Source organism: Microcoleus vaginatus PCC 9802, from assembly GCA_022701275.1.
Taxonomy (GTDB): Bacteria; Cyanobacteriota; Cyanobacteriia; order Cyanobacteriales; family Microcoleaceae; genus Microcoleus; species Microcoleus vaginatus_A.
This window is the reverse complement of record CP031740.1, coordinates 91,638-112,519: the sequence shown is the minus strand read 5'-3', so window position 1 is coordinate 112,519 and position 20,882 is coordinate 91,638. Positions and strand designations below refer to the sequence as shown.

14 protein-coding genes, 2 tRNA genes, 2 rRNA genes and 4 pseudogenes are annotated in these 20,882 nt (G+C 45.3%); 11 read left to right on the top strand and 11 right to left on the bottom strand.

What is annotated here, in order from left to right; translation table 11 throughout:
• Positions 1 to 124: 124 nt before the first annotated feature.
• Positions 125 to 544, top strand: a pseudogene (locus tag D0A34_00520) (TrkA family potassium uptake protein).
• A 43-nt stretch (positions 545 to 587) separates the two neighbouring features.
• On the opposite strand, the gene D0A34_00515 reads toward D0A34_00520, so the two are convergent.
• A complete protein-coding gene (locus D0A34_00515; GenBank protein ID UNU17539.1) occupies positions 588 to 1,772 on the bottom strand; it encodes a transposase in 1,185 nt (394 codons plus the stop codon).
• 51 nt (positions 1,773 to 1,823) lie between these two features.
• On the opposite strand from D0A34_00515, the gene tnpA reads away from it, so the two are divergent.
• On the top strand, positions 1,824 to 2,225 hold the full coding sequence (gene tnpA, locus D0A34_00510) for an IS200/IS605 family transposase (GenBank protein ID UNU17538.1): 402 nt from the start codon (positions 1,824 to 1,826) through the stop codon (positions 2,223 to 2,225).
• 47 nt (positions 2,226 to 2,272) lie between these two features.
• Here the strand turns inward: tnpA and D0A34_00505 are convergent, their stop codons facing one another.
• The 4 genes from D0A34_00505 to D0A34_00490 all read right to left on the bottom strand — a co-directional run bounded on the left by D0A34_00505 (position 2,273) and on the right by D0A34_00490 (position 6,324).
• Positions 2,273 to 3,208, bottom strand: coding sequence for a branched-chain amino acid ABC transporter permease (locus tag D0A34_00505; protein UNU17537.1), 936 nt, complete (start codon positions 3,206 to 3,208; stop codon positions 2,273 to 2,275).
• Between the two features lie 45 nt (positions 3,209 to 3,253).
• The gene (locus D0A34_00500; GenBank protein UNU17536.1) at positions 3,254 to 3,823 is read right to left on the bottom strand and encodes a GNAT family N-acetyltransferase; all 570 of its coding nucleotides are present in this window, start codon (positions 3,821 to 3,823) and stop codon (positions 3,254 to 3,256) included.
• 151 nt (positions 3,824 to 3,974) lie between these two features.
• Complete coding sequence (locus tag D0A34_00495) at positions 3,975 to 4,925, bottom strand: branched-chain amino acid ABC transporter permease (protein UNU17535.1); 951 nt, start codon at positions 4,923 to 4,925, stop codon at positions 3,975 to 3,977.
• Between the two features lie 142 nt (positions 4,926 to 5,067).
• Positions 5,068 to 6,324, bottom strand: a complete 1,257-nt coding sequence (locus tag D0A34_00490; protein ID UNU17534.1) for a branched-chain amino acid ABC transporter substrate-binding protein — start codon at positions 6,322 to 6,324, stop codon at positions 5,068 to 5,070.
• Between the two features lie 511 nt (positions 6,325 to 6,835).
• Here D0A34_00490 and D0A34_00485 point away from each other — a divergent pair.
• From D0A34_00485 to D0A34_00465, 5 genes are all read left to right on the top strand, one after another.
• Positions 6,836 to 8,343: ribosomal RNA gene (locus tag D0A34_00485) — 16S ribosomal RNA — on the top strand.
• Between the two features lie 106 nt (positions 8,344 to 8,449).
• Positions 8,450 to 8,526, top strand: a tRNA-Ile gene (locus D0A34_00480).
• Positions 8,527 to 8,616: 90 nt separating this feature from the next.
• Positions 8,617 to 8,689, top strand: a tRNA-Ala gene (locus tag D0A34_00475).
• A gap of 230 nt (positions 8,690 to 8,919) precedes the next feature.
• Positions 8,920 to 11,824, top strand: a 23S ribosomal RNA gene (locus tag D0A34_00470).
• Together the 16S and 23S rRNA genes with 2 tRNA genes alongside form the textbook arrangement of a ribosomal RNA operon.
• Positions 11,825 to 12,137: 313 nt before the next feature.
• Positions 12,138 to 13,055, top strand: coding sequence for a fructosamine kinase family protein (locus D0A34_00465; GenBank protein UNU17533.1), 918 nt, complete (start codon positions 12,138 to 12,140; stop codon positions 13,053 to 13,055).
• A gap of 296 nt (positions 13,056 to 13,351) precedes the next feature.
• Here D0A34_00465 and D0A34_00460 read toward each other — a convergent pair.
• Positions 13,352 to 13,774 (bottom strand): annotated as a pseudogene (locus tag D0A34_00460) (IS1 family transposase).
• 72 nt (positions 13,775 to 13,846) lie between these two features.
• On the opposite strand from D0A34_00460, the pseudogene D0A34_00455 reads away from it, so the two are divergent.
• A pseudogene (locus tag D0A34_00455) lies at positions 13,847 to 14,913 on the top strand (ISKra4 family transposase).
• A 25-nt stretch (positions 14,914 to 14,938) separates the two neighbouring features.
• Here the strand turns inward: D0A34_00455 and D0A34_00450 are convergent.
• Positions 14,939 to 15,214, bottom strand: a pseudogene (locus D0A34_00450) (IS1 family transposase).
• A gap of 102 nt (positions 15,215 to 15,316) precedes the next feature.
• Positions 15,317 to 15,553 (bottom strand): hypothetical protein, encoded by a 237-nt coding sequence (locus D0A34_00445; protein UNU17532.1) that lies wholly within the window; start codon positions 15,551 to 15,553, stop codon positions 15,317 to 15,319.
• Positions 15,554 to 15,640: 87 nt separating this feature from the next.
• Here D0A34_00445 and D0A34_00440 point away from each other — a divergent pair.
• A protein-coding gene (locus D0A34_00440; protein ID UNU17531.1) for an ISKra4 family transposase occupies positions 15,641 to 16,719 on the top strand; the annotation gives its coding sequence in 2 pieces (ribosomal slippage) (positions 15,641 to 15,812 and positions 15,812 to 16,719; 1,080 coding nt in all).
• A gap of 160 nt (positions 16,720 to 16,879) precedes the next feature.
• Here the strand turns inward: D0A34_00440 and D0A34_00435 are convergent.
• A complete protein-coding gene (locus tag D0A34_00435) occupies positions 16,880 to 17,083 on the bottom strand; it encodes a hypothetical protein (GenBank protein ID UNU17530.1) in 204 nt (67 codons plus the stop codon).
• A 265-nt stretch (positions 17,084 to 17,348) separates the two neighbouring features.
• Between D0A34_00435 and D0A34_00430 the strand changes: the two genes are divergently transcribed.
• A complete protein-coding gene (locus D0A34_00430) occupies positions 17,349 to 17,861 on the top strand; it encodes a helix-turn-helix domain-containing protein (protein UNU17529.1) in 513 nt (170 codons plus the stop codon).
• Positions 17,846 to 18,433, top strand: coding sequence for an IS630 family transposase (locus tag D0A34_00425; protein UNU17528.1), 588 nt, complete (start codon positions 17,846 to 17,848; stop codon positions 18,431 to 18,433). The genes D0A34_00430 and D0A34_00425 overlap by 16 nt, the downstream gene beginning before the upstream one ends.
• 177 nt (positions 18,434 to 18,610) lie before the next feature.
• On the opposite strand, the gene D0A34_00420 is transcribed toward D0A34_00425, so the two are convergent.
• A complete protein-coding gene (locus D0A34_00420; protein UNU17527.1) occupies positions 18,611 to 18,937 on the bottom strand; it encodes a hypothetical protein in 327 nt (108 codons plus the stop codon).
• Between the two features lie 241 nt (positions 18,938 to 19,178).
• Entirely contained in the window at positions 19,179 to 20,879 is a 1,701-nt protein-coding gene (locus D0A34_00415) for an ABC transporter ATP-binding protein (GenBank protein ID UNU17526.1), read from the bottom strand.
• Positions 20,880 to 20,882: the final 3 nt, after the last annotated feature.

Below are 20,882 nucleotides of genomic sequence, written 5' to 3'. Positions count from 1 at the left end.
GGAACAGATAATAAGTAAGCCCGGTAAAAGCCACCCCACAAGCAGATTAAACTGAGAGAAACCCAAAACAATCTCACTCATAGGGATAAATCTGTAACGTTCATTCTTGGGGTGACAAATAGTCATGTACGTATTAATTGGTGGAGCAGGAATGATGGGGCTGGGTTTAGCCCAGCAGCTATTAAAACTCGGTCATACGGTTGCAATCATTGATGCCGACCCGCTTGCTTGTCGCTTTGCTCGTGAAAAAATCGGAGTGATGGCATTTGAAGGCAGTGCGGTGAGTACAACGGTTCTTCTGGAAGCGGGAATTAAACAAGCAAACGCAGTCGTTGCAGTACTCAGCGATGATGCACTGAATTTAGCGCTGATCACCCTATACAGGAGCTATGGCATTTCCCATATTGTGGTGCGAATGCGCGATCGCGAATTCCTGGAAGCCTATCGACTTGCCGGAGCCCGTCAGATCATCAGCACTATTGATTTGGCAGTTGCATCAATGGCGAATGCGATTGAATATCCCCAAATCGAGTCGATGATGCACTAAGTCCTCCCACGACGGTAAGAGAACCTGTAGCTTGAAATACTCACCGGGCTAAAGCCGCAGTGATTCTTGACGCTTCATTGGGTTCTGCTACCGAGGTAGTCTTACAATCCCTCTGCGTCCATTTAGAGTCGTGGCAATTCCCTATCCCGACTTTCTCTATATTTTTAGCAGCATTTTCGTCTCTATCTTGCTCAGTGCCACAATTCAAACAAAGCACTGAGCGAATAGACAAATCGATTTTACCCCATCTGAAGCCACAATCTGAGCAGATTTGGCTACTAGGTTCCCATCTACTAATTACTTGAAACTCTCTGCCAAACTTTTCAGACTTGGCTTCACAAAGAGTCCTAAATTCTCTCCATCCTTGCTGGCTAATCGCTCTTGAAAGTTTCCGATTCTTTACCATTCCTGACACGTTCAAATCTTCCCAAACAATCACTTGGTTTTCGTTGACTATTTTGGTTGATAGTTTGTGCAGGAAATCTTTACGGGTATCGGCAATGCGATTGTGAAGCTTAGCAATCTTGATTCGAGTCAAGTTTCTTCTTTGAGAATCCTTTGGTTGACGAGCTAACTTACCTTGTAGTTTACGAACTTTCCGGTCTAACTTTTTATAGGTAGGACTTTCAGCTTTTTCACCATTGCTCATTACTGCAAAAGTTTTAATCCCTAAGTCAATTCCGAGACTTTGGTTTTTAGCCTGGGATTGAATTGGTTGAACTTCTACGACAAAACTCAAGAAATAGCGTTCGGCACAGTCCTTGATTACTGTGACAGAACTAGGCGCTGAAGGTAATTCTCTAGACCAAATTGGTTTGACTGTTCCAATTTTCGCCAAGTATACAGATTCACCCGTTAGAGAAAATGCTGCTTTTGTGAACTCAGCAGACTGCGAATTTGTCCTATTTTTGAATTTGGGTAAACCTAACTTTTTACCTTTTCGTTTCCCATTACAAGAATTGAAAAAGTTTCTATAGGCAATGTCCAACTGTCTGAGAGACTGTTGCAAATGGACAGACGAAACATTTTTTAGCCATTGGCGTTTATCAGCTTTCTTGGTTTGAGTTAACAAAGCAGAAAGCTGATTAAAACCCGGGTAATTTTCAGACTGCTTACAGAGAGCAAGGCTATCATTCCAGACTACCCGAACACAACCAAACAACTGAGCTAAACTCTGCTGCTGTTGGTCTGTTGGATAGAATCTGTATTGATATCTGGCTTTCATTGAGTATGTTAGTATTGGTCTGTACTTAAACTCTATATTTGCCTACAAGCAATGTCAACCACTTTCAGAAGAGAACGGCATAGTGTTACAGAACTTAAGATTCACTTGGTCTGCGTTACAAAGTATCGTCGGTCTGTATTCACTGGCGAAAGTATTGATTTGATTGCAAAGTCATTTCGAGAGGTTGCTGAGAAAATGAATTTTCAAGTGCTGGAATTCAATGGTGAAGCCGACCATATTCATGTGCTAATTGAGTATCCGCCTAAGCTTTCAATATCTAGTATTGTCAATGCTTTAAAAGGAGTATCGAGTAGGCGATACGGACAGGCTGGCTACCCTAAACCCTACGGTAAAGACGCTCTCTGGAGTCCCAGCTATTTTGCTTCGTCAGTAGGTGGTGCACCTATTGAAATTTTAAAACAATATATTAAGGAGCAATTAAAGCCGTCCTAGAAGGACGGGGTTTTAAACCCAATTTTCTGATAACTAAAAATCAAATTTTAAACAGAAGTACGATCGCCCTTCCTCCACCTCTTCAACAACTCGGGCGTCACCAAACCTTGCGGAAAAAATATTGTACCCAAAACAATCAGTACCCCAAAAATAATTAACCGCCCATCCCGCAGAAACTGTGCCAACCAAATCGGCAATCCCTGAATAGTCGCCATTCCCCTCAAAACCTCCGGCAAAGCAGTAAACACCATCCCACCCAAAACTGCTCCCAGAAAACTTCTGCTACCACCAATCAACACAGAAGTCAAGTAAATAATACTAGCATCAAAAGTACCTTGACGCGCGTTCCAAGTATTGAGGAAATGGGCACTAACTGCACCCACAACACCAGCTAAAACAGCACCTAACGTGAAAGCCAGAACCTTATAAAAAGTTGGATTAATGCCGATAGCATCAGCCGCCAACTCATCAGCGCGGATCGCCGCAAAAGCGCGCCCCACCCGAATCCGTTCCAGCCGATACACAATCGCCATACTTACCAAAAGTAAAGGTAATACAATCCACAAATACTCGATCGGCGTCGCAAACGGTTGTGGAATCCCAAAAATGCCCACAGCCCCGCCAGTGATATCTAGATTCAGCGATAAAACCCGCAAAATTTCCACAAAAGCAATAGTTGCGATCGCCAAATAAATCCCACTTAACCGCAGCGCCGGAATTCCCACTAAAATACCCAGCAACCCTGAAACAACCCCTGCAATTATCATCTCTAATAACAGCAGTGGCAGGGGAAATAAACTGCCCGTCGTTGGAAACACTGTTGTAGACAAAATCGCCGCAATATACCCGCCCAAAGCATAAAAGCCAGGACTAGCCAAAGACAACTGACCCGTCATTAAAGGCAAATACAGCGACATTCCCAACATTGCACCCAGCAACATCGAGACAATCAGAAACCCATAAGTAGTAAAAAATGCAGTCATTTGATTTTAGATATTTTAGATTAGAACTTATTAAGGAAAATCTGGTTAGCTTCGTTTCCAATTTGGATTTATTAAGCTAGTCTGAATATGGTCTTCCCACCGACCATTTATCAACAAATAGTCTCTAGCGTAACCTTCTACCACAAATCCCAATCTTTTAAGTAGATTACCGCTACGCTGATTGTGAGGCATATAATTTGCCATAATGCGATGTAAATTTAACTCTTCAAAAACATATTGAATGGCAATTTTCCCAGCTTCTGTCATATAACCTTTACCTTGTTGCGCTTCTGCCAGATTATATCCCAAAAAGCAGAAATGACCTGCCCCTCGTACAAAATTATTAAAATTAACGTTACTGACAATATACTCAGGATTATCCTCGTCAAAAATCCATAGCTTTAAAGATTTGTCAGATTTAAAGCCTTGGAAATCTTTCTCTACTTGTTTTTCCCAATAAGTTTTCCTTAAAAATTCCTCCGCCCACTGTCGGTGCCAGGGAGTAAAAAACCTTTGATTGTCTCTGTAAAATTTAATTATTTTGTAGATGTCGTCTTGATTGGCTAATCGCAAAAAAAGGCGCTCGCTTAGTATTAATGGGACTTCCGAATTCATCAAACTGCCTCTCAGGTATGAAGAAGTTTTATAGGTACGTATATAAAACTCCACAACAGTTTATACGGGCTGGTTTAGCTATAGTCTTTGCTGGAAACCCATTGTCCCTTCTCCAAACCGCCCTGCCTTATTAGATGTCTTGCAAATAATACTACACCTTTTGAATCAAACGCCGTCCAAACAAACCCTGTGGTCTAACCAATAGCATAATAAACAATATGGCAAAAGCAACAGCATCCTTATAAGCCGAAAAATCTCCAGGTACAAAAGCCTCTACCAAACCAATTATAAAACCTCCCAAAACTGCCCCAGGAATACTTCCCAACCCACCAAGCACAATCACCGCCAAACCTTTCAAACCAAAAGCAATACCAAAATACGGCCCAGCAATACTCACACTCGAACCCACCAAACTCCCCGCCAAACCCGCCAGAAAACTGCTCACAAAAAACGTCAAAACAATATATGTCTCAGTATCAATACCCAATAAACTAGAAGTAGTCGCATCTTCAGCCACAGCCTGCATTGCTTTGCCAAATTTAGTAAAATTTATTAAGTAAGTTAAAACAGTTACAATCGCTACAGATACCGCAAAAATTACTATTTGGACAGTCCGAATCGGAATTGGTTTATCCGCCGTCCCGAAGTTAATGGCAGCAGGTAAATAGCCGTAAGTGTTAGCAGGAAAAGTGTAAATTTCCGCACCGACCAGATATTGGATGATATTGGCGATTGCAACAGCTACACCCAAACTAGAAACCACAGTCAGCAGAGTATCCGAGTGTCGTCGGCGCAAAGGTAAAAAAGCAACTCTTTCAACTATTACTCCTACCAAACCAGCCATGACACTTCCCAAAATTAACGCCACAGCAAAAGGCAACTGCACGGGAATTCGAGCGTTAGCCCACAACCCATTAAAACCGAAAGCACCTCCCATGAGCGCATAAGTGAAATAAGCACCCAAAGTAAATACGGCACCGTGAGCAAAATTAATAATTCCCAAAATAGAAAAGACCAGCGTGTATCCCAGGGCAAAAATAGCATACACGCTGCCGATCGACAAACCATTCAAGAATTGTTGCAAAAACAGAGTTAAGTCCATTACCAGTTAAGAAGTGAGCATCACACCAAAATCATTCAACAACACATACGTCCGGGATTTTCCCTCTTCCCTCTTACTTCTTTCGTCTTCCTGACCCCTGTTACATCTGTTACAAAATCCGTGAACCCACTTCCCTCTCCCCTCATTTCAAAAACTCAAACTTACCATTATTGCCATCTGCCTCCATCTTAATTCGTGCCACATAAAACTCTTTCTGATTAATCTCACCTTCATGGGTAAAAGAAATTTCCCCCAAAGGCGTGTCATACTTTCCACGCAACAACTGTTGATTCAAATTTGTACGCAACTCTGCCAAAGGCTTTTCGCTAACCTTAGACTGAGCATTAAGTGCCTTTAATGACTCAACAAAAACTTGTACGCCAGTAAAAGCCTGAGCGCTAAACTGAGGCGGTTCTTTCTTAAATTGAGCGCGATAAGCCTCGCGAAAAGCCTTATTAACTTCATTTTCATATTCCGGGCTGTAGGCTTGGGCAATCAAAACTCCATCACAGAGTGCTTTACAAACAGGAAATACATTAGAAGTATTCAGACCATTGCCGCCAATTATGGCGCCTTTGTAACCCAACTCTCGCAATTGCTTAATTAAATTGCCTCCATCGGCGGCCAACCCGGAAATAATTATCAAATCGGGGTTGACATTTATTGCGTTAGTAGCTTGAGATTGGAAATCTGTATCAGTAGTCAAGAATTTTTGGACTGTTGCCAATTCCAGCCCCATATCTTTAACCGTTGTCTGAAAAGTTTCAGTCTCAGATTTGCTAAAAGCATCATTCTGAGCAAAAAACACGGCTACTTTCTTAATATTGGGATTTTGCTTCAGTGCAGCTTTAACTGCATTAGGTGCTACCACGGCCACAGGGGCGGAGACTCTGGCCACATAATCGCCAATCTGGGGAATGCCTTTAGCAGTGTTGGAGGGTGCGATAACGGGTACTTTTGCGCGATCGGCGATCGGATCGGCACTAAAAGCTTGCTGCGAGAGAGTTGGCCCCACAATACCTACCACCTTATCCTGATTGATCAGAGTATTGAAGGCATTGATTGTCCCTTGTTCATCTCCACCGGTATCTTGGAACACCAGTCTAATCGGCGTCCCATCCACACCGCCCTTATCGTTGAAATACTTCTGAGCAATTTTCGCGCCAGCCACCTGTTCCTGACCGAGCAAAGCCACATTGCTAGTTTGCGCCACCCCAACCCCAACGGGAATAGCGCTAGAGTTCCCCGCAGCCGAACCCTCTGACGAAGTTGCTGGAGAGGGCGAAGTACCTGCTGAGACGGTAGTTGATGTCTGGGGAGTGTTCGTTTGACTGCAAGCGATCAGCAGTAAAGCGCAGGTAACGAACAAGGCAGTAGGGCGAGCGGGAGGTTTTTTCATAAGCGGGCGATCGAACACATATATATAGACCATCTCTATATACAACATCTATATGTGCAAATATTCTACCGATTCGCTGGAGAATCCCGGCCCAAAGCGTATTTCCGGGTCAAAAAGCAGACCCAAGCCCTAAATAGGAGTCAGCGACCGGATACCAAAACGCGCCATCAGTACCGAAACCCTTACTGGGCATAGGCTACAGAACAACATAAAAATATTTTCACAAAACGCTTGACAACTCTGGGGAGAGTTGATACATTAATAAAGCGCCAGAAGAGAAGCGGTTCACTGAACCGCGGACTAAAGGCAAAAAAGCAAGACAAAAAACTGAACCTAGAAAAAAGAATAGTTTGAAAGCTTAAAGCACTATTAACCTCGTCAAAAAATTAAGATCGAGAGTAGAAGCGAGAGCTAATACTCAATATCACAAACAACGAGAAAAAAGTCAAGGGAAAAAAACCAGCTTAAGGGCTGAGTGGAAAGAACTTGATTGTAGCCAAAAAAACTCAACAACACGGAGAGTTTGATCCTGGCTCAGGATGAACGCTGGCGGTCTGCTTAACACATGCAAGTCGAACGGAGTAGAAATACTTAGTGGCGGACGGGTGAGTAACGCGTGAGAATCTGCCTTCAGGACGGAGACAACAGTTGGAAACGACTGCTAAGCCCCGATGTACCGAAAGGGAAAATATTTATAGCCTGAAGATGAGCTCGCGTCCGATTAGCTAGTTGGCGGAGTAAAAGCCCACCAAGGCGACGATCGGTAGCTGGTCTGAGAGGACGATCAGCCACACTGGGACTGAGACACGGCCCAGACTCCTACGGGAGGCAGCAGTGGGGAATTTTCCGCAATGGGCGAAAGCCTGACGGAGCAAGACCGCGTGGGGGAAGAAGGCTCTTGGGTTGTAAACCCCTTTTCTCTGGGAAGAAAGTTGTGAAAGCAACCTGACGGTACCAGAGGAATCAGCATCGGCTAACTCCGTGCCAGCAGCCGCGGTAAGACGGAGGATGCAAGCGTTATCCGGAATGATTGGGCGTAAAGCGTCCGCAGGTGGCAGTTCAAGTCTGCTGTCAAAGACCGGGGCTTAACTTCGGAAAGGCAGTGGAAACTGAACAGCTAGAGTATGGTAGGGGCAGAGGGAATTCCTGGTGTAGCGGTGAAATGCGTAGAGATCAGGAAGAACATCGGTGGCGAAGGCGCTCTGCTGGACCATAACTGACACTCAGGGACGAAAGCTAGGGGAGCGAATGGGATTAGATACCCCAGTAGTCCTAGCCGTAAACGATGGATACTAGGTGTTGTCTGTATCGACCCGGACAGTGCCGTAGCTAACGCGTTAAGTATCCCGCCTGGGGAGTACGCACGCAAGTGTGAAACTCAAAGGAATTGACGGGGGCCCGCACAAGCGGTGGAGTATGTGGTTTAATTCGATGCAACGCGAAGAACCTTACCAGGACTTGACATGTCGCGAATCTTCTGGAAACAGAGGAGTGCCTTCGGGAGCGCGAACACAGGTGGTGCATGGCTGTCGTCAGCTCGTGTCGTGAGATGTTGGGTTAAGTCCCGCAACGAGCGCAACCCTCGTGTTTAGTTGCCATCATTAAGTTGGGCACTCTAAACAGACTGCCGGTGACAAACCGGAGGAAGGTGGGGATGACGTCAAGTCAGCATGCCCCTTACGTCCTGGGCTACACACGTACTACAATGGTAGGGACAGAGGGCAGCCAACCCGCGAGGGCGAGCTAATCCCGTAAACCCTGCCTCAGTTCAGATTGCAGGCTGCAACTCGCCTGCATGAAGGCGGAATCGCTAGTAATCGCAGGTCAGCATACTGCGGTGAATCCGTTCCCGGGCCTTGTACACACCGCCCGTCACACCATGGAAGTTGGCCACGCCCGAAGTCATTACTCTAACCTTTCGAGGAGGAGGATGCCGAAGGCAGGGCTGATGACTGGGGTGAAGTCGTAACAAGGTAGCCGTACCGGAAGGTGTGGCTGGATCACCTCCTTTTAGGGAGACCATCTGATACTCGACCGAACCTAAACAATAGGTCAATATCAGTCATCCCTGGTCGTTCGAGGAATAGATGTCAAAGCTTTCAAACTATTAACTGGTTCGGAACATGGGCTATTAGCTCAGTTGGTTAGAGCGCACCCCTGATAAGGGTGAGGTCCCTGGTTCAAATCCAGGATGGCCCACCTGGAAAAAAAGTGATGAATTGTAAGTAATGAGTAATGGATAATCAATGATTAATTCAGGACTCATACAATCAAAATCAGAACTTGCTTAGTGGGGGTATAGCTCAGTTGGTAGAGCGCCTGCCTTGCACGCAGGAAGTCAGCGGTTCGAGTCCGCTTACCTCCACTCTCACTAACTAGAACCAACAAAAAAAACCAAAAGAAATAGAAATCAGCACCCAGACTAACTTGATCAAAATCAAAGAAGTCGGAATGCTGGAGTCGAGAACTCTAGTCAGAACCTTGAAAACTGCATAGAAATTAAGTCATCAAAGCTTGTAAGTCACTTGTAAGTCATCCGAGCAATCGGAGCCTCTTACAAGAGCATCTTACAAGCGACAACCATGAAAAAATCAAGTGGTCAAGTTACAAAGGGCTAACGGTGGATACCTAGGCACACAGAGGCGAAGAAGGACGTGGCGACCGACGATAAGCTCCGGGGAGCTGGAAGCAAGCATTGAGCCGGAGATGTCCGAATGGGGCAACCCAGTAAGCATCAGTTGAATACATAGACTGATAGCGGCGAACCCAGCGAATTGAAACATCTTAGTAGCTGGAGGAAGAGAAAGCAATAGCGATTTCCCAAGTAGTGGTGAGCGAACGGGAAACAGCCTAAACCAGAGGTTTTTACTTCTGGGGTCGTGGGACAGTCAATCAACGTATCTTCAAGCTAGACAAAGCAGTTGAAAGCTGCACCAGAGAAGGTGAAAGTCCTGTAGTCGAAAGTAGAAAAGAGCGTGACTGTATCCCGAGTAGCACGGGGCCCGTGAAATCCCGTGTGAATCAGCGAGGACCATCTCGTAAGGCTAAATACTACTGTGTGACCGATAGTGAACCAGTACCGCGAGGGAAAGGTGAAAAGAACCCCGGAAGGGGAGTGAAATAGAACATGAAACCGTTAGCTTACAAGCAGTGGGAGGACGATTTAACGTCTGACCGCGTGCCTGTTGAAGCATGAGCCGGCGAGTTATAGGCAGTGGCAGGTTAAGACCCTATGGGTTGCAGCCAAAGCGAAAGCGAGTTTGACAAGAGCGCCCGTGTGAAAGCACAGGTCACTGTTTATAGACCCGAACCCGGGTGATCTAACCATGTCCAGGATGAAGCTTGGGTAACACCAAGTGGAGGTCCGAACCGACTGATGTTGAAAAATCAGCGGATGAGGTGTGGTTAGGGGTGAAATGCCAATCGAACCCGGAGCTAGCTGGTTCTCCCCGAAATGTGTTGAGGCACAGCGGTCGAGATTAAGTTTAGGGGTAAAGCACTGTTTCGGTGCGGGCTGCGAGAGCGGTACCAAATCGAGGCAAACTCTGAATACTAAACTGGTACTCGGCCAGTCAGACGGTGGGGGATAAGCTTCATCGTCAAGAGGGAAACAGCCCAGACCACCAGCTAAGGTCCCAAAATGACTGCTAAGTGATAAAGGAGGTGGGAGTGCAGTGACAACCAGGAGGTTTGCCTAGAAGCAGCCACCCTTAAAAGAGTGCGTAATAGCTCACTGGTCTAGCGCTCCTGCGCCGAAAATGAACGGGGCTAAGCAGTCTACCGAAGCTGTGGAATAAATGATTTTTAATCATGTATTGGTAGGGGAGCGTTCCGCAACGGTGTGAAGCACTAGCGACAAGCAGGTGTGGACTGTGCGGAAGTGAGAATGTCGGCTTGAGTAGCGCAAATGTAGGTGAGAATCCTACACCCCGAAACCCTAAGGGTTCCTCCGCCAGGCTCGTCCGCGGAGGGTGAGTCAGGTCCTAAGGCGAGGCAGAAGTGCGTAGTCGATGGATAACGGGTCAATATTCCCGTACCTGACATTGTTGGTGCAGAGGGACGGAGAAGGCAATCGCCAGCCGGATGTTGGTTACCGGTTCAAGTATTCGAGGTGTTGAGAGACGGAGAAAACGTCTTGAGCTAAGGTACGAGTACGACCTCCTACGGGAGGGAAGTGGTAGATGTCAGGCTTCCAAGAAAAGCTCTAAACACCATAAACAATGTCAGCCTGTACCCGAAACCGACACAGGTAGGGAGGTAGAGTATACCAAGGGGCGCGAGATAACTCTCTCTAAGGAACTCGGCAAAATGGCCCCGTAACTTCGGGAGAAGGGGTACCTACGCAAGTAGGTCACAGTGAAGAGTCCCAGGCGACTGTTTACCAAAAACACAGGTCTCCGCAAAGTCGTAAGACGACGTATGGGGGCTGACGCCTGCCCAGTGCCGGAAGGTTAAGGAAGTTGGTTAGGGTAACCGAAGCTAGCGACTGAAGCCCCGGTGAACGGCGGCCGTAACTATAACGGTCCTAAGGTAGCGAAATTCCTTGTCGGGTAAGTTCCGACCCGCACGAAAGGCGTAACGATCTGGGAGCTGTCTCGGAGAGAGACTCGGCGAAATAGAATTGTCTGTGAAGATACGGACTACCTGCACCTGGACAGAAAGACCCTATGAAGCTTTACTATAGCCTGGAATTGTGTTCGGGCTTCGCTTACGCAGGATAGGTGGGAGGCTGTGAAGTTCTGCTTGTGGGCAGAATCGAGCCAACGGTGAGATACCACTTTAGCGAGGCTAGAATTCTAACCCTTACCCGTCATCCGGGAAGGAGACAGTTTCAGGGGGGTAGTTTGACTGGGGCGGTCGCCTCCTAAAAGGTAACGGAGGCGCGCAAAGGTTCCCTCAGGCTGGTTGGAAATCAGCCCAAGAGTGCAAAGGCATAAGGGAGCTTGACTGCAAGACCTACAAGTCGAGCAGGGTGGAAACACGGTCTTAGTGATCCGACGGTGCCGCATGGAAGGGCCGTCGCTCAACGGATAAAAGTTACTCTAGGGATAACAGGCTGATCTCCCCCAAGAGTCCACATCGACGGGGAGGTTTGGCACCTCGATGTCGGCTCATCGCAACCTGGGGCGGAAGTACGTCCCAAGGGTTCGGCTGTTCGCCGATTAAAGCGGTACGTGAGCTGGGTTCAGAACGTCGTGAGACAGTTCGGTCCATATCCGGTGCAGGCGCAAGAAGATTGAGAGGAGTCCTCCCTAGTACGAGAGGACCGGGAGGGACGCACCGCTGGTGTACCTGTTATCGTGCCAACGGTAAACGCAGGGTAGCCAAGTGCGGAGTGGATAACCGCTGAAAGCATCTAAGTGGGAAGCCCACCTCAAGATGAGTCTTCTCATGGAGTTATCCAGTAAGGTCACGGGCAGAACACCCGTTGATAGGCGTTAAGTGGAAGTCCTGAGAGGGATGAAGCTGAGGCGTACTAATAGACCGAGGGCTTGACCTCTATTGACTGATGGTGATTGATGACTTAATTCTATGCAGTCTTCAGGGTTTTTCACCCTTACATCTTTTCGGTAGTGTCACCAGAGGCAATGGCACCACCCCGATACCATCCCGATCTCGCTGGTTAAACCCCCAGGTGCCTCAGATATTTGCCCCCTCACTGTCGCTCTACAATACCTCGATACCTGGAACCTTATTATTTACACCACAGCTCCTATCTATACAGATAGGAGCTGTGGTGTTTGTGCTAATTAAGTTTTAAGTTGCTATACCTGTTAAAGTAATTTCGAGCGCCCTCAACACACTTTGATTGAATGTGGGATAAAATTGCCGCACGCATTGCCGAAGTAAGGAGAGACAAATTTTCGATCGACAATCGCCGTTCCGTCAGGGGTGGCTGCATAAATCAAGGCTATTATATCAGCAGCAGTGCCCACGCTTACTTCGCGAAATTAAATCGAGCTTCCCAAGTCGCGATGTTTGAAGCCGAGGCTTTGGGTTTGCAGCAAATGCGGGCAACCCAGACGATTCGACTACCTGAGCCGATTTGCTGGGGAACTGAGGGGAATTCAGCTTATATTGTGCTGGAATGGCTGGATTTGGGAAGTCGCGGGGGCGATCGAGCTTGGGAGGAAATGGGGCGCCAACTGGCCGCGATGCACAAATACACCCCCCCCAACCTCCCCTTCGCAAGGGGGGGGAAAAAGCCTAATTCTGCCCTTGTGAGGGGATGTTTTGGTTGGGATATTAATAATACGATCGGATCAACTATACAAATTAATAATTGGACGGCAAATTGGGCAGAATTTTGGATCGAACATCGGATTGGTTATCAGTTAAAATTGGCTCGGGGTCGGCGCGGCCATTTTCCGCAAGGGGAACGTTTATTAGAGATGATTTCTCAATTGTTAGCTGGTTATGAACCTCAACCTTCGCTAGTTCACGGGGATTTATGGGGGGGAAATGTGGGGGTGACATCTGCGGGGGAACCGGTGATTTTTGACCCGGCGGCCTATTTTGGAGATAGAGAAGTTGATATTGCTATGACTGAGTTATTTGGTGGATTTCCTGCGCAGTTTTACCGGGGATATAATCAGGTTTGGCCTTTGGATGCAGGGTATGAACAACGCAAAACTCTTTATAATCTGTATCACATTTTAAATCATTTTAATTTGTTTGGTGGGAGTTACGAGTCCCAGGCGAATCAAATGATTAATCGAATTTTGGGTTAGTTAAGACTCAGATTCTTCAGGGGGCGAGAACGATCCTAAAGCGGTTGCGGGATAAGCTTTATGGCTCTCAATCCCCTCTGATAAAATGATTTCTTATTGTTGCGAACCAAACCTATCATAGACTCTACCCACTCCTGGCAGTACTCAAAGGCAATTAGCCAATTTTCGCCATATAAACCTATCCAAAAATTGCTATGTCTTCTTCTTGTTCTACCTGTCTTTTGGGGACGACACACATATTTTTCTTGTCTCTGAAGCCGAGTTCTTTTTCCGGCGTTGCTGAATGATGCCATGAATCATTGAGGAATCGGCACATCCCAGAACTTGAGGTAGTGTAGCAACAATCTGATCGAGTGTCTCAGCATTTCCTCTAACGCGTGAATAACAAAGTGTCTGGCGATGCAGTCGGGCTTGCGTAATGTCGTAACTGTGTGTTTTCACCTTCTACCCTCGTCATGTAAGTCTTGCTAATAATTTGATCTCCATCTGGAATAAATCCTGGATAGACTCGCCAGCCGTCCGTGACATAAAAATAACAATTCCATGTTGCTACAAGCTCCCACAAGGGGGCAAAGGTCTTCGCACAGTGGTCGCCCAAAACCCACCCTAAGATTCCTGGCTTAAAGTGGTCTACTGCTGTCCACAACCAGATTTTTTTTTTGCCCTACAAAAGTTTCTAGTTCATCCAACTCCCCCACTTCTGGAGTGGTCTCTGGGTCGGGTGCATCTCACTATTGCAAATCTCTGAAAAAAGGGCGAAAATAAAAAAGCTAGTAAAACTGTGAAAAAAAATGACACCCGAAGACCAAAAGCGCCTAAAAGCGCACTTAAAAGAGGTAGCATCCATTCTTTACAGAAATACAGATTCAACCGAACTGTCCAATTTTGAAAGTATCGAAAAATCTCTGCGTCAAAAAATATTATCAGAAGTGGGGCCAGAATTAGGTAGCTTTTTTTTTCAACAGCATCAGGAATTAAAACAGGAAGAACGCGAACAGTAAAATCTGTAGTTGGGTCGCTCAGGATTACAAATAATCAGGCGGAATATTTCGGGTTAAAACCTTATAGTCAACTCAGTCCCATGATGGAAAAGTGTGCTCTGATAATTAGAAATAATGAGTCTTATCAAAAAGGAGAAAAAGATTTAGAAACATTCACAGGAATCCCAGTGTCTCATAGTACATTACACAGATTAGTAAAGAACCAAGAATTTGAATGGCCTACATCTAACCAAGGAGTACAGGAAATTACCTTAGATGGAGGTAAAGTCAGACTACGCAATGGAAACAAGGGTGAGCCATGTTATTGGAAAGATTATAAAACCCTGTGTTTAGATAATGTTTATTGCGGAGCCTTCTTTCAAAATAATCAAGATTTAATTGATTGGAGTAATAGCCAAAAACTGCTACATCCTATGTATTGTATAGGGGATGGTCATCCCGGCATTTGGAACTTATTTCAAGAAATTGGAGTGACTGAACAAAGACAAGAAATCTTAGATTGGTATCATCTGAAAGAAAATTTGTACAAAGCCGGGGGTTCATTGAAACGATTAAAACAAGCCGAAACTCTGTTATGATCCGGTCAAGTTAATGAAGTTATCAATTTATTTAAAGAGTTGAAAAGAAAAGGATTTAAAACCTTTTGCAATTATTTAGACTTCCATCGCAACCGAATAGTTAACTACCGATACTATAAAGAAGAATCTTTAACTTCTATCGGTTCTGGAACAGTGGAATCCACGATTAAACGAATTGGACTAAGAGTGAAACTATCGGGAGCGCCGTGGAATATCGAGAGTGTTTCCTCTATCCTTTCTCTGCGCTGTGCTTATCTCAATGGTCAACTTTCCGCTTGATGTATTTGCACAAGTGAGATGCACCCTCTGGGTCATAGGCGGACGGTAGGCGTTCTCCTACTTGTCTGACCCAATTAATGACGGTGGTGTGATGGACTCCTGTGACGCGCTCAATACCTCGAAATCCCATGCCGTTGACATACATTTTCAAACATTGCGCTTTAATTTCATCTGAGTATCCTTTGGAGATTGTGTAAACATCAATAAACTGACGATGACAATCGACACAAATATGATTTTGCTTCCCTCTCATCTTGCCATTTTTACGGATATGGCTGGAGCCACATTCAGGACATTTCATTAGATTTAACCTCAATTCATATCACTATTATGCAACGCCCTTTTTCCTTGTAACCATGCCGAAGTCATCGCCAAAGCTATTACAATCATTAAAGCAATTAATCTATCCGGTGATGCTTGGCAACCTTCTTTCGTTATATCCTCCGGTTTTGCAGTCTTTAAACATTGCTTCTATGCCATAACGTTGACCGTAAATTTTAATCGCATTTTTCAAATCTGGGAGATTAGTTAATAGATACCAAGGTTCATCTTCTTGCTTACCTTTATATTTTCTTTTCCAGGCAGCTACTAAGTTAAAGCGAGAGAAACCTTTGGTTTGAGTTAAATTAATCGGGAGCATAACACTTATGCGATGAGTACAAATACTCAGAAATACCCTACCCCTCATTAGTCCATAATTAAATATGTTTACCACTCTCGCAAAATTATGAATCCAGAGAAACAAAGAAAGCTGCAAGAATATACCAGAGCAATTGCTGAGATTTTATATACAGAAGCTGAATCTGAACAACAGTTGACGCTGGAAAGTATAGAAAAAACTGTTCAGACACAGCAACAGCCGTATGTCAGTCCCGAAATTGCCGCTTTTTTTTTAAGCAATCAACAGGAACAACTTCCGGCAGAACCAGAAAACTTACCAGTACATTAGGGATACTAAAAATCAGTGAAAAACAAGCTAAAATACTCGGAGTTAAGCCCTGCACAAGAATTAGTCCACATTTGGAACAATGTTGTCTGAGATTAAGTGCCAATATGTCCTACGAGCAAACGGCAGTAGATTTAGAATACATCACCGGTGTCCAAACCAATGCCATGTCACAACAGAGATTAGTCCATCGGCAAGAGTTTCAGTTCCCGATAGTCACAGAACTAATTGAAGAATTAGGTGTAGATGGAGGAAAAGTTAGATTAAGAACTGCACAGGGACTAGAATGTATCTACAAAGACTATAAAGCAATGCACACCAACAGCGGATTAATCGCGGTTTATCAAGATAACATTGGGCTGATTAATTGGGTCAACAGTCAACCCATCGCTAAGATTGTAACCTGTCTGGGAGATGGACATGATGGAATTTGGAATATTATCGCTTTAGTCGCCCCAAATCGACAACGCCGAGAAATCCTTGACTGGTATCATCTGATTGAAAATCTGAATAAGGTTGGCGGTTCACAACGAAGAATCAATGAAGCCCAAGCTTATTTATGGATGGGACAGGTAGAAAAAGCGAAACAACTTTTGGCAAATCTGACAAAAAAAGCCGCACATAATTTCTGCGTATATCTCAACAAACACCGAACACGCATCGTTAATTACCACTATTATCAGTCAAATAAGATTTGTTCGATTGGGTCGGGTGCTGTGGAATCAGCAATCAAACAAATTGGTCGTCGTATCAAAATTTCTGGCGCACAATGGAATGAGCAAAATGTCCCGCAAGTCTTGGCTCATCGAGTAGCTTACTTAAATGGAATGATTGGTGTCAATCTCAAAGCAGCAGCTTAAATTATCATCAGTATTTATACTGAGCGCATAACAGTTATGCTCCCAATTAATCTGAGGATAGAAGAGATGACTACCGGGTTGAAATGGAATAGTATTTAGTGCTTGAAATGGCTGTCTTTTTTCTCGAAAACTCGTATTACCTTTTTGGCGAAGCACAAAGCTAAGATGCTGACTGTGTAACCCGAAGTGCTAACTCTATACTATGAAACTCACGGCCGCCAATAATCACTAATTTATATTTTTTTAACAGCCGAATTACCGGACGTAATACTTGCTGCTGTTCAGCTAAATTAGAAGCCCCTTGTTTATCTAACAGTGTCCAGAATATCGGGAAAGCTCTTTTTTGATAAATCGCACTTACCATTAAAACATTATACTCTTTCCATTGGGTTCTATCCAATGCAATGATTAATTGATACCAAATCCGCGTTAGTTACCCCCGTTATGATGGCGGTTGAGCGCCAGGGGCGCTCAATCGCCATCTATGTGTTTATGGCAAGCGCTCGAATGCTGTGCGGGCGCTCGAATGCTGTGCGGGCGCTCAAATGCTGTGCCGACGCTCGACTCATGAAAACTGGTAGCAAAAATAACTAAAATAGTTTTCATGAGTTAATAGTTCAAACAAAAAGATGACCAGAAAAGCACATTTGGAACCTTACTTGAGTGCAACAGAACTCAAGTATCGTTACCGAGAGGCAAGCAACCCGAGCGAAGCGCGTCGCTGGCAATTACTCTGGTTAATCGCGCTCTCAAAAACAATTAAAGAAGCAGCAGCAGTCCTTGGGATTAATTATGATTACGCCCGAGCAATAGTTAAAAGCTATAATCAGCAAGGAGAGACAGCGATTCGTCTCAAAAAACAGCCACCAAAAAAACGTCCTAGCCATGCCTTACTCAATAGTCTGCAATTAGAAGAACTGCGTTTAAGTTTAGCGGGGGAATCTCCCGATCGAGGTCTGTGGACCGGACCCAAGGTCGCATTATGGATTGCCCAAAAAATCGGGAGAGAACGAGTCGGAAAACAAAGGGGCTGGGAATACTTAAAAAAGTCTGGCTACTCACCTCAAAGACCTCGACCTCGACATAAGAACGGGGATAAAATTGAGCAAGAAAACTTAAAAAAAAACTGTCACATCGAGTGAGGCAGCTACAAAAGGAGTTTCCTTCACATCCAATAGAGGTCTGGTCATTCGACGAACATAGAGTAGGACTCAAACCAATTCTCCGTAAAGTATGGGCCCCCATTGGAGAAAGACCATCCGCAGTTGTTTGTCATCGCTACGAATGGGTATATCTTTACGGATTTGTCAATCCTCCTACTGGAAAAACCGAATGGTTTATCATTCCCAGAGTCAACTGTGAATGGCTGAATCTAGTATTAGAAAAATTTGCCTTACAAACTGGAGCCGGACAATCCAAAATTATCCTATTAGTCATGGACAGAGCGGGTTGGCATATGAGCGAGCGACTGGTGATTCCATCAGGAATTTGTGTAGAATACTTGCCAGCTTACTCTCCCGAACTTCAACCAGCAGAAAGGCTGTGGTCTGTGACTGATGAGCCGTTACTTAATAAAAGTTTTGACAAGATACAGGACTTGGAAACAGTTCTCGAAGAACGTTGTCAAATTTTATCGACAACTATGACAGAACCCATCAAAAATCTTACTAATTATTATTGGTGGCCACAAAACAGCTTGCCCTCTGAGGGATAACCTCTCGTTGGGCGAGGAATTTATCTCAATAATTATCAACGAGAATTATCAACGACCGCTCGCCTTGTGAGGGCGAGTATATTCAGTTGTTTACTAATCTATCGAGTCGCTAAATTCTGCGAGAATGGTGACAGCTTTCTTGTCAAATTTCTCTCTTAGTTGGTGGTTTTAAACAAATTATGAGTGAGTGCAGTTTTTTTTCGCCATCATAACGGGGGTAGCTAACCCGGATTTGGTATGACTCCCAGCTTTGAGCTGACAGGATATCACCTGTTTCACTATCGGGAACCACAGCGCCAGTATGCTGAGTGCTTTAATCTGTAAAAATCGTTGTATGTGACGCCGGCGACTACTTTGTAATATGGGTAATTGGAGGGTGGCAGCTAATCGTTCTATTCTAACTTGTTTTTGAGACTCTAACAACCACACTAGCATTTGAAGGGTAAGTAATTGTGCAGGAGTCAGATATTTTTCGAGAATCTCATGATAGAATAAGGGCAACATATTATTGTTTGGGTCTTGTTGTATTAGCAGTACCCTTCTTTTTTATCACAACTGGGTATTCTTTTCCCTCGATAGATTATTTTGTCAATAAGCAGAAATTTTTGTGACGGGTCGATCGGGCGAAAAGCTTTGCCTGTAATAGTTCGGGGGCGGTTGTCGCCCCCTGAACTCAGATTCTTTTTTAACCGCTGCTGCACGCAGATAAACGCGGATTTAAGGTTTATCTGCGAGGGTTGCAAGTTTATTTTTGCTTAGCCGCAGCTTTTTTCTTGGTCTCTTTTTCAGCTTTTTTAGCTGCTTTTTCAGCTTCAAGTTTGGCTAACTTGGCTAGCTCTTTTTCTTCAGCTATTTTATCGAGATAGTAGTGGTAATCTCCCAAATAAGGGCGAAATTCTCCATCCCGAATCTCGACAATTTTGTTAGCTACTTGGGAGATGAAATAGCGATCGTGTGAAACGATAATTACCGTACCGTCATAATTCTGAATCGCTTCTTCCATCATCTCTTTCGCCGGAATGTCGAGGTGATTTGTCGGCTCGTCCAAAATTAGCAAATTCACGGGAGTCAACAGCATCTTTGCTAAAGCCAGACGGGCTTTTTCTCCGCCACTCAAAGCGCCGACTTGTTTGAATACTGTTTCGCCGGTAAACAAGAACCGCCCCAACAAAGTCCGAACTTCTTCATTTTTCCAGTCTGGTACTTCGTCGTGAATAGTTTCGATCACGCTTTTATTCAAATCTAAGGCTTCTGCCTGATTCTGTTCAAAGTAACCGGGGATGACGTTGTGGCCTCCCAATTTGACTATACCTTCAGAAGGCTTTTCTAAACCCATAATCAGTCGCAGTAGGGTGGATTTGCCCGCGCCGTTGGGGCCGAGAAAGGCAATACGATCGCCCCTTTCAATTAATAAGTCTGCTCCCAAAAATAGGATTTTTTCGCCGTAGGTGTGCACCAAATCTTCAATTATTGCTACTTCGCGACCGCTGCGGGGTGCGGGGGGAAAGCGGAAATGCAAAGTTTTTAATCCGCCGGTGGGCGCTTCGATGCGTTCGATTTTGTCTAACTGTTTCTCGCGGCTTTTGGCTTGGGTGCTGCGAGTGGCGCTGGCGCGGAATTTTTCTACGAATGCTTGCTGTTTTTCGAGTTCTTTTTGCTGGCTTTCGTAAGCGCTGAGTTGGGCTTCTCTGGCTTCTGCTTTTTGCAGCAGGTAGGAGGAGTAGTTGCCGAGGTAGGTGCTGGAAACGCCGCGTTCTGTTTCGACGATTTGGGTGCAGAGCCGATCGAGAAATTCCCGGTCATGGGATACGATTACCATCGGGGTTATCAGCCCTTTGAGGTATACTTCCAGCCATTCGATCGTTTCTAAGTCGAGGTGGTTGGTAGGTTCGTCTAGCAGCAGGATGTCGGGTTTTTGGAGGAGAATTTTGCCTAAACTCATCCGCATTTGCCAGCCGCCGCTGAAGGCGCTGACTAATCGATCGCCGTCTTCGGGTTCAAATCCGATTTCGGGCAGAATTTTTTCGATTTGCGCTTCTAAACCGTAGCCGTTTAAGCCTTCAAATTGCCGTTGCAGCCGATCCATTTTGTGGATCAGTTCGTCGAGATTTTCTGGAGTGGAGGCTTCCAAGTCTCGATGCACTTGCATCAGGGATTCGTGGACTTCGTTGGCTTCGCTGAAGGCGCGCCAAAATTCTTCTCTGACGGTGCGAGTCGGATCTACTTCAAATTCTTGGGAGAGGTAGGCGATGTGGAGGCTGGCGGGGCGAATGACTTCGCCTGCGGTGGGTTCGATTTCGCCGGCGATGATTTTGAGTTGGGTGGATTTGCCGGCACCGTTAACGCCTACTAAGCCGATGCGATCGCCTGGCTTGACTTCCCAGGTGACATCTTTGAGTACGACGCCTGTGGGGTAAATTTTACTGATGTGTTCGAGTCGCAGCATTGT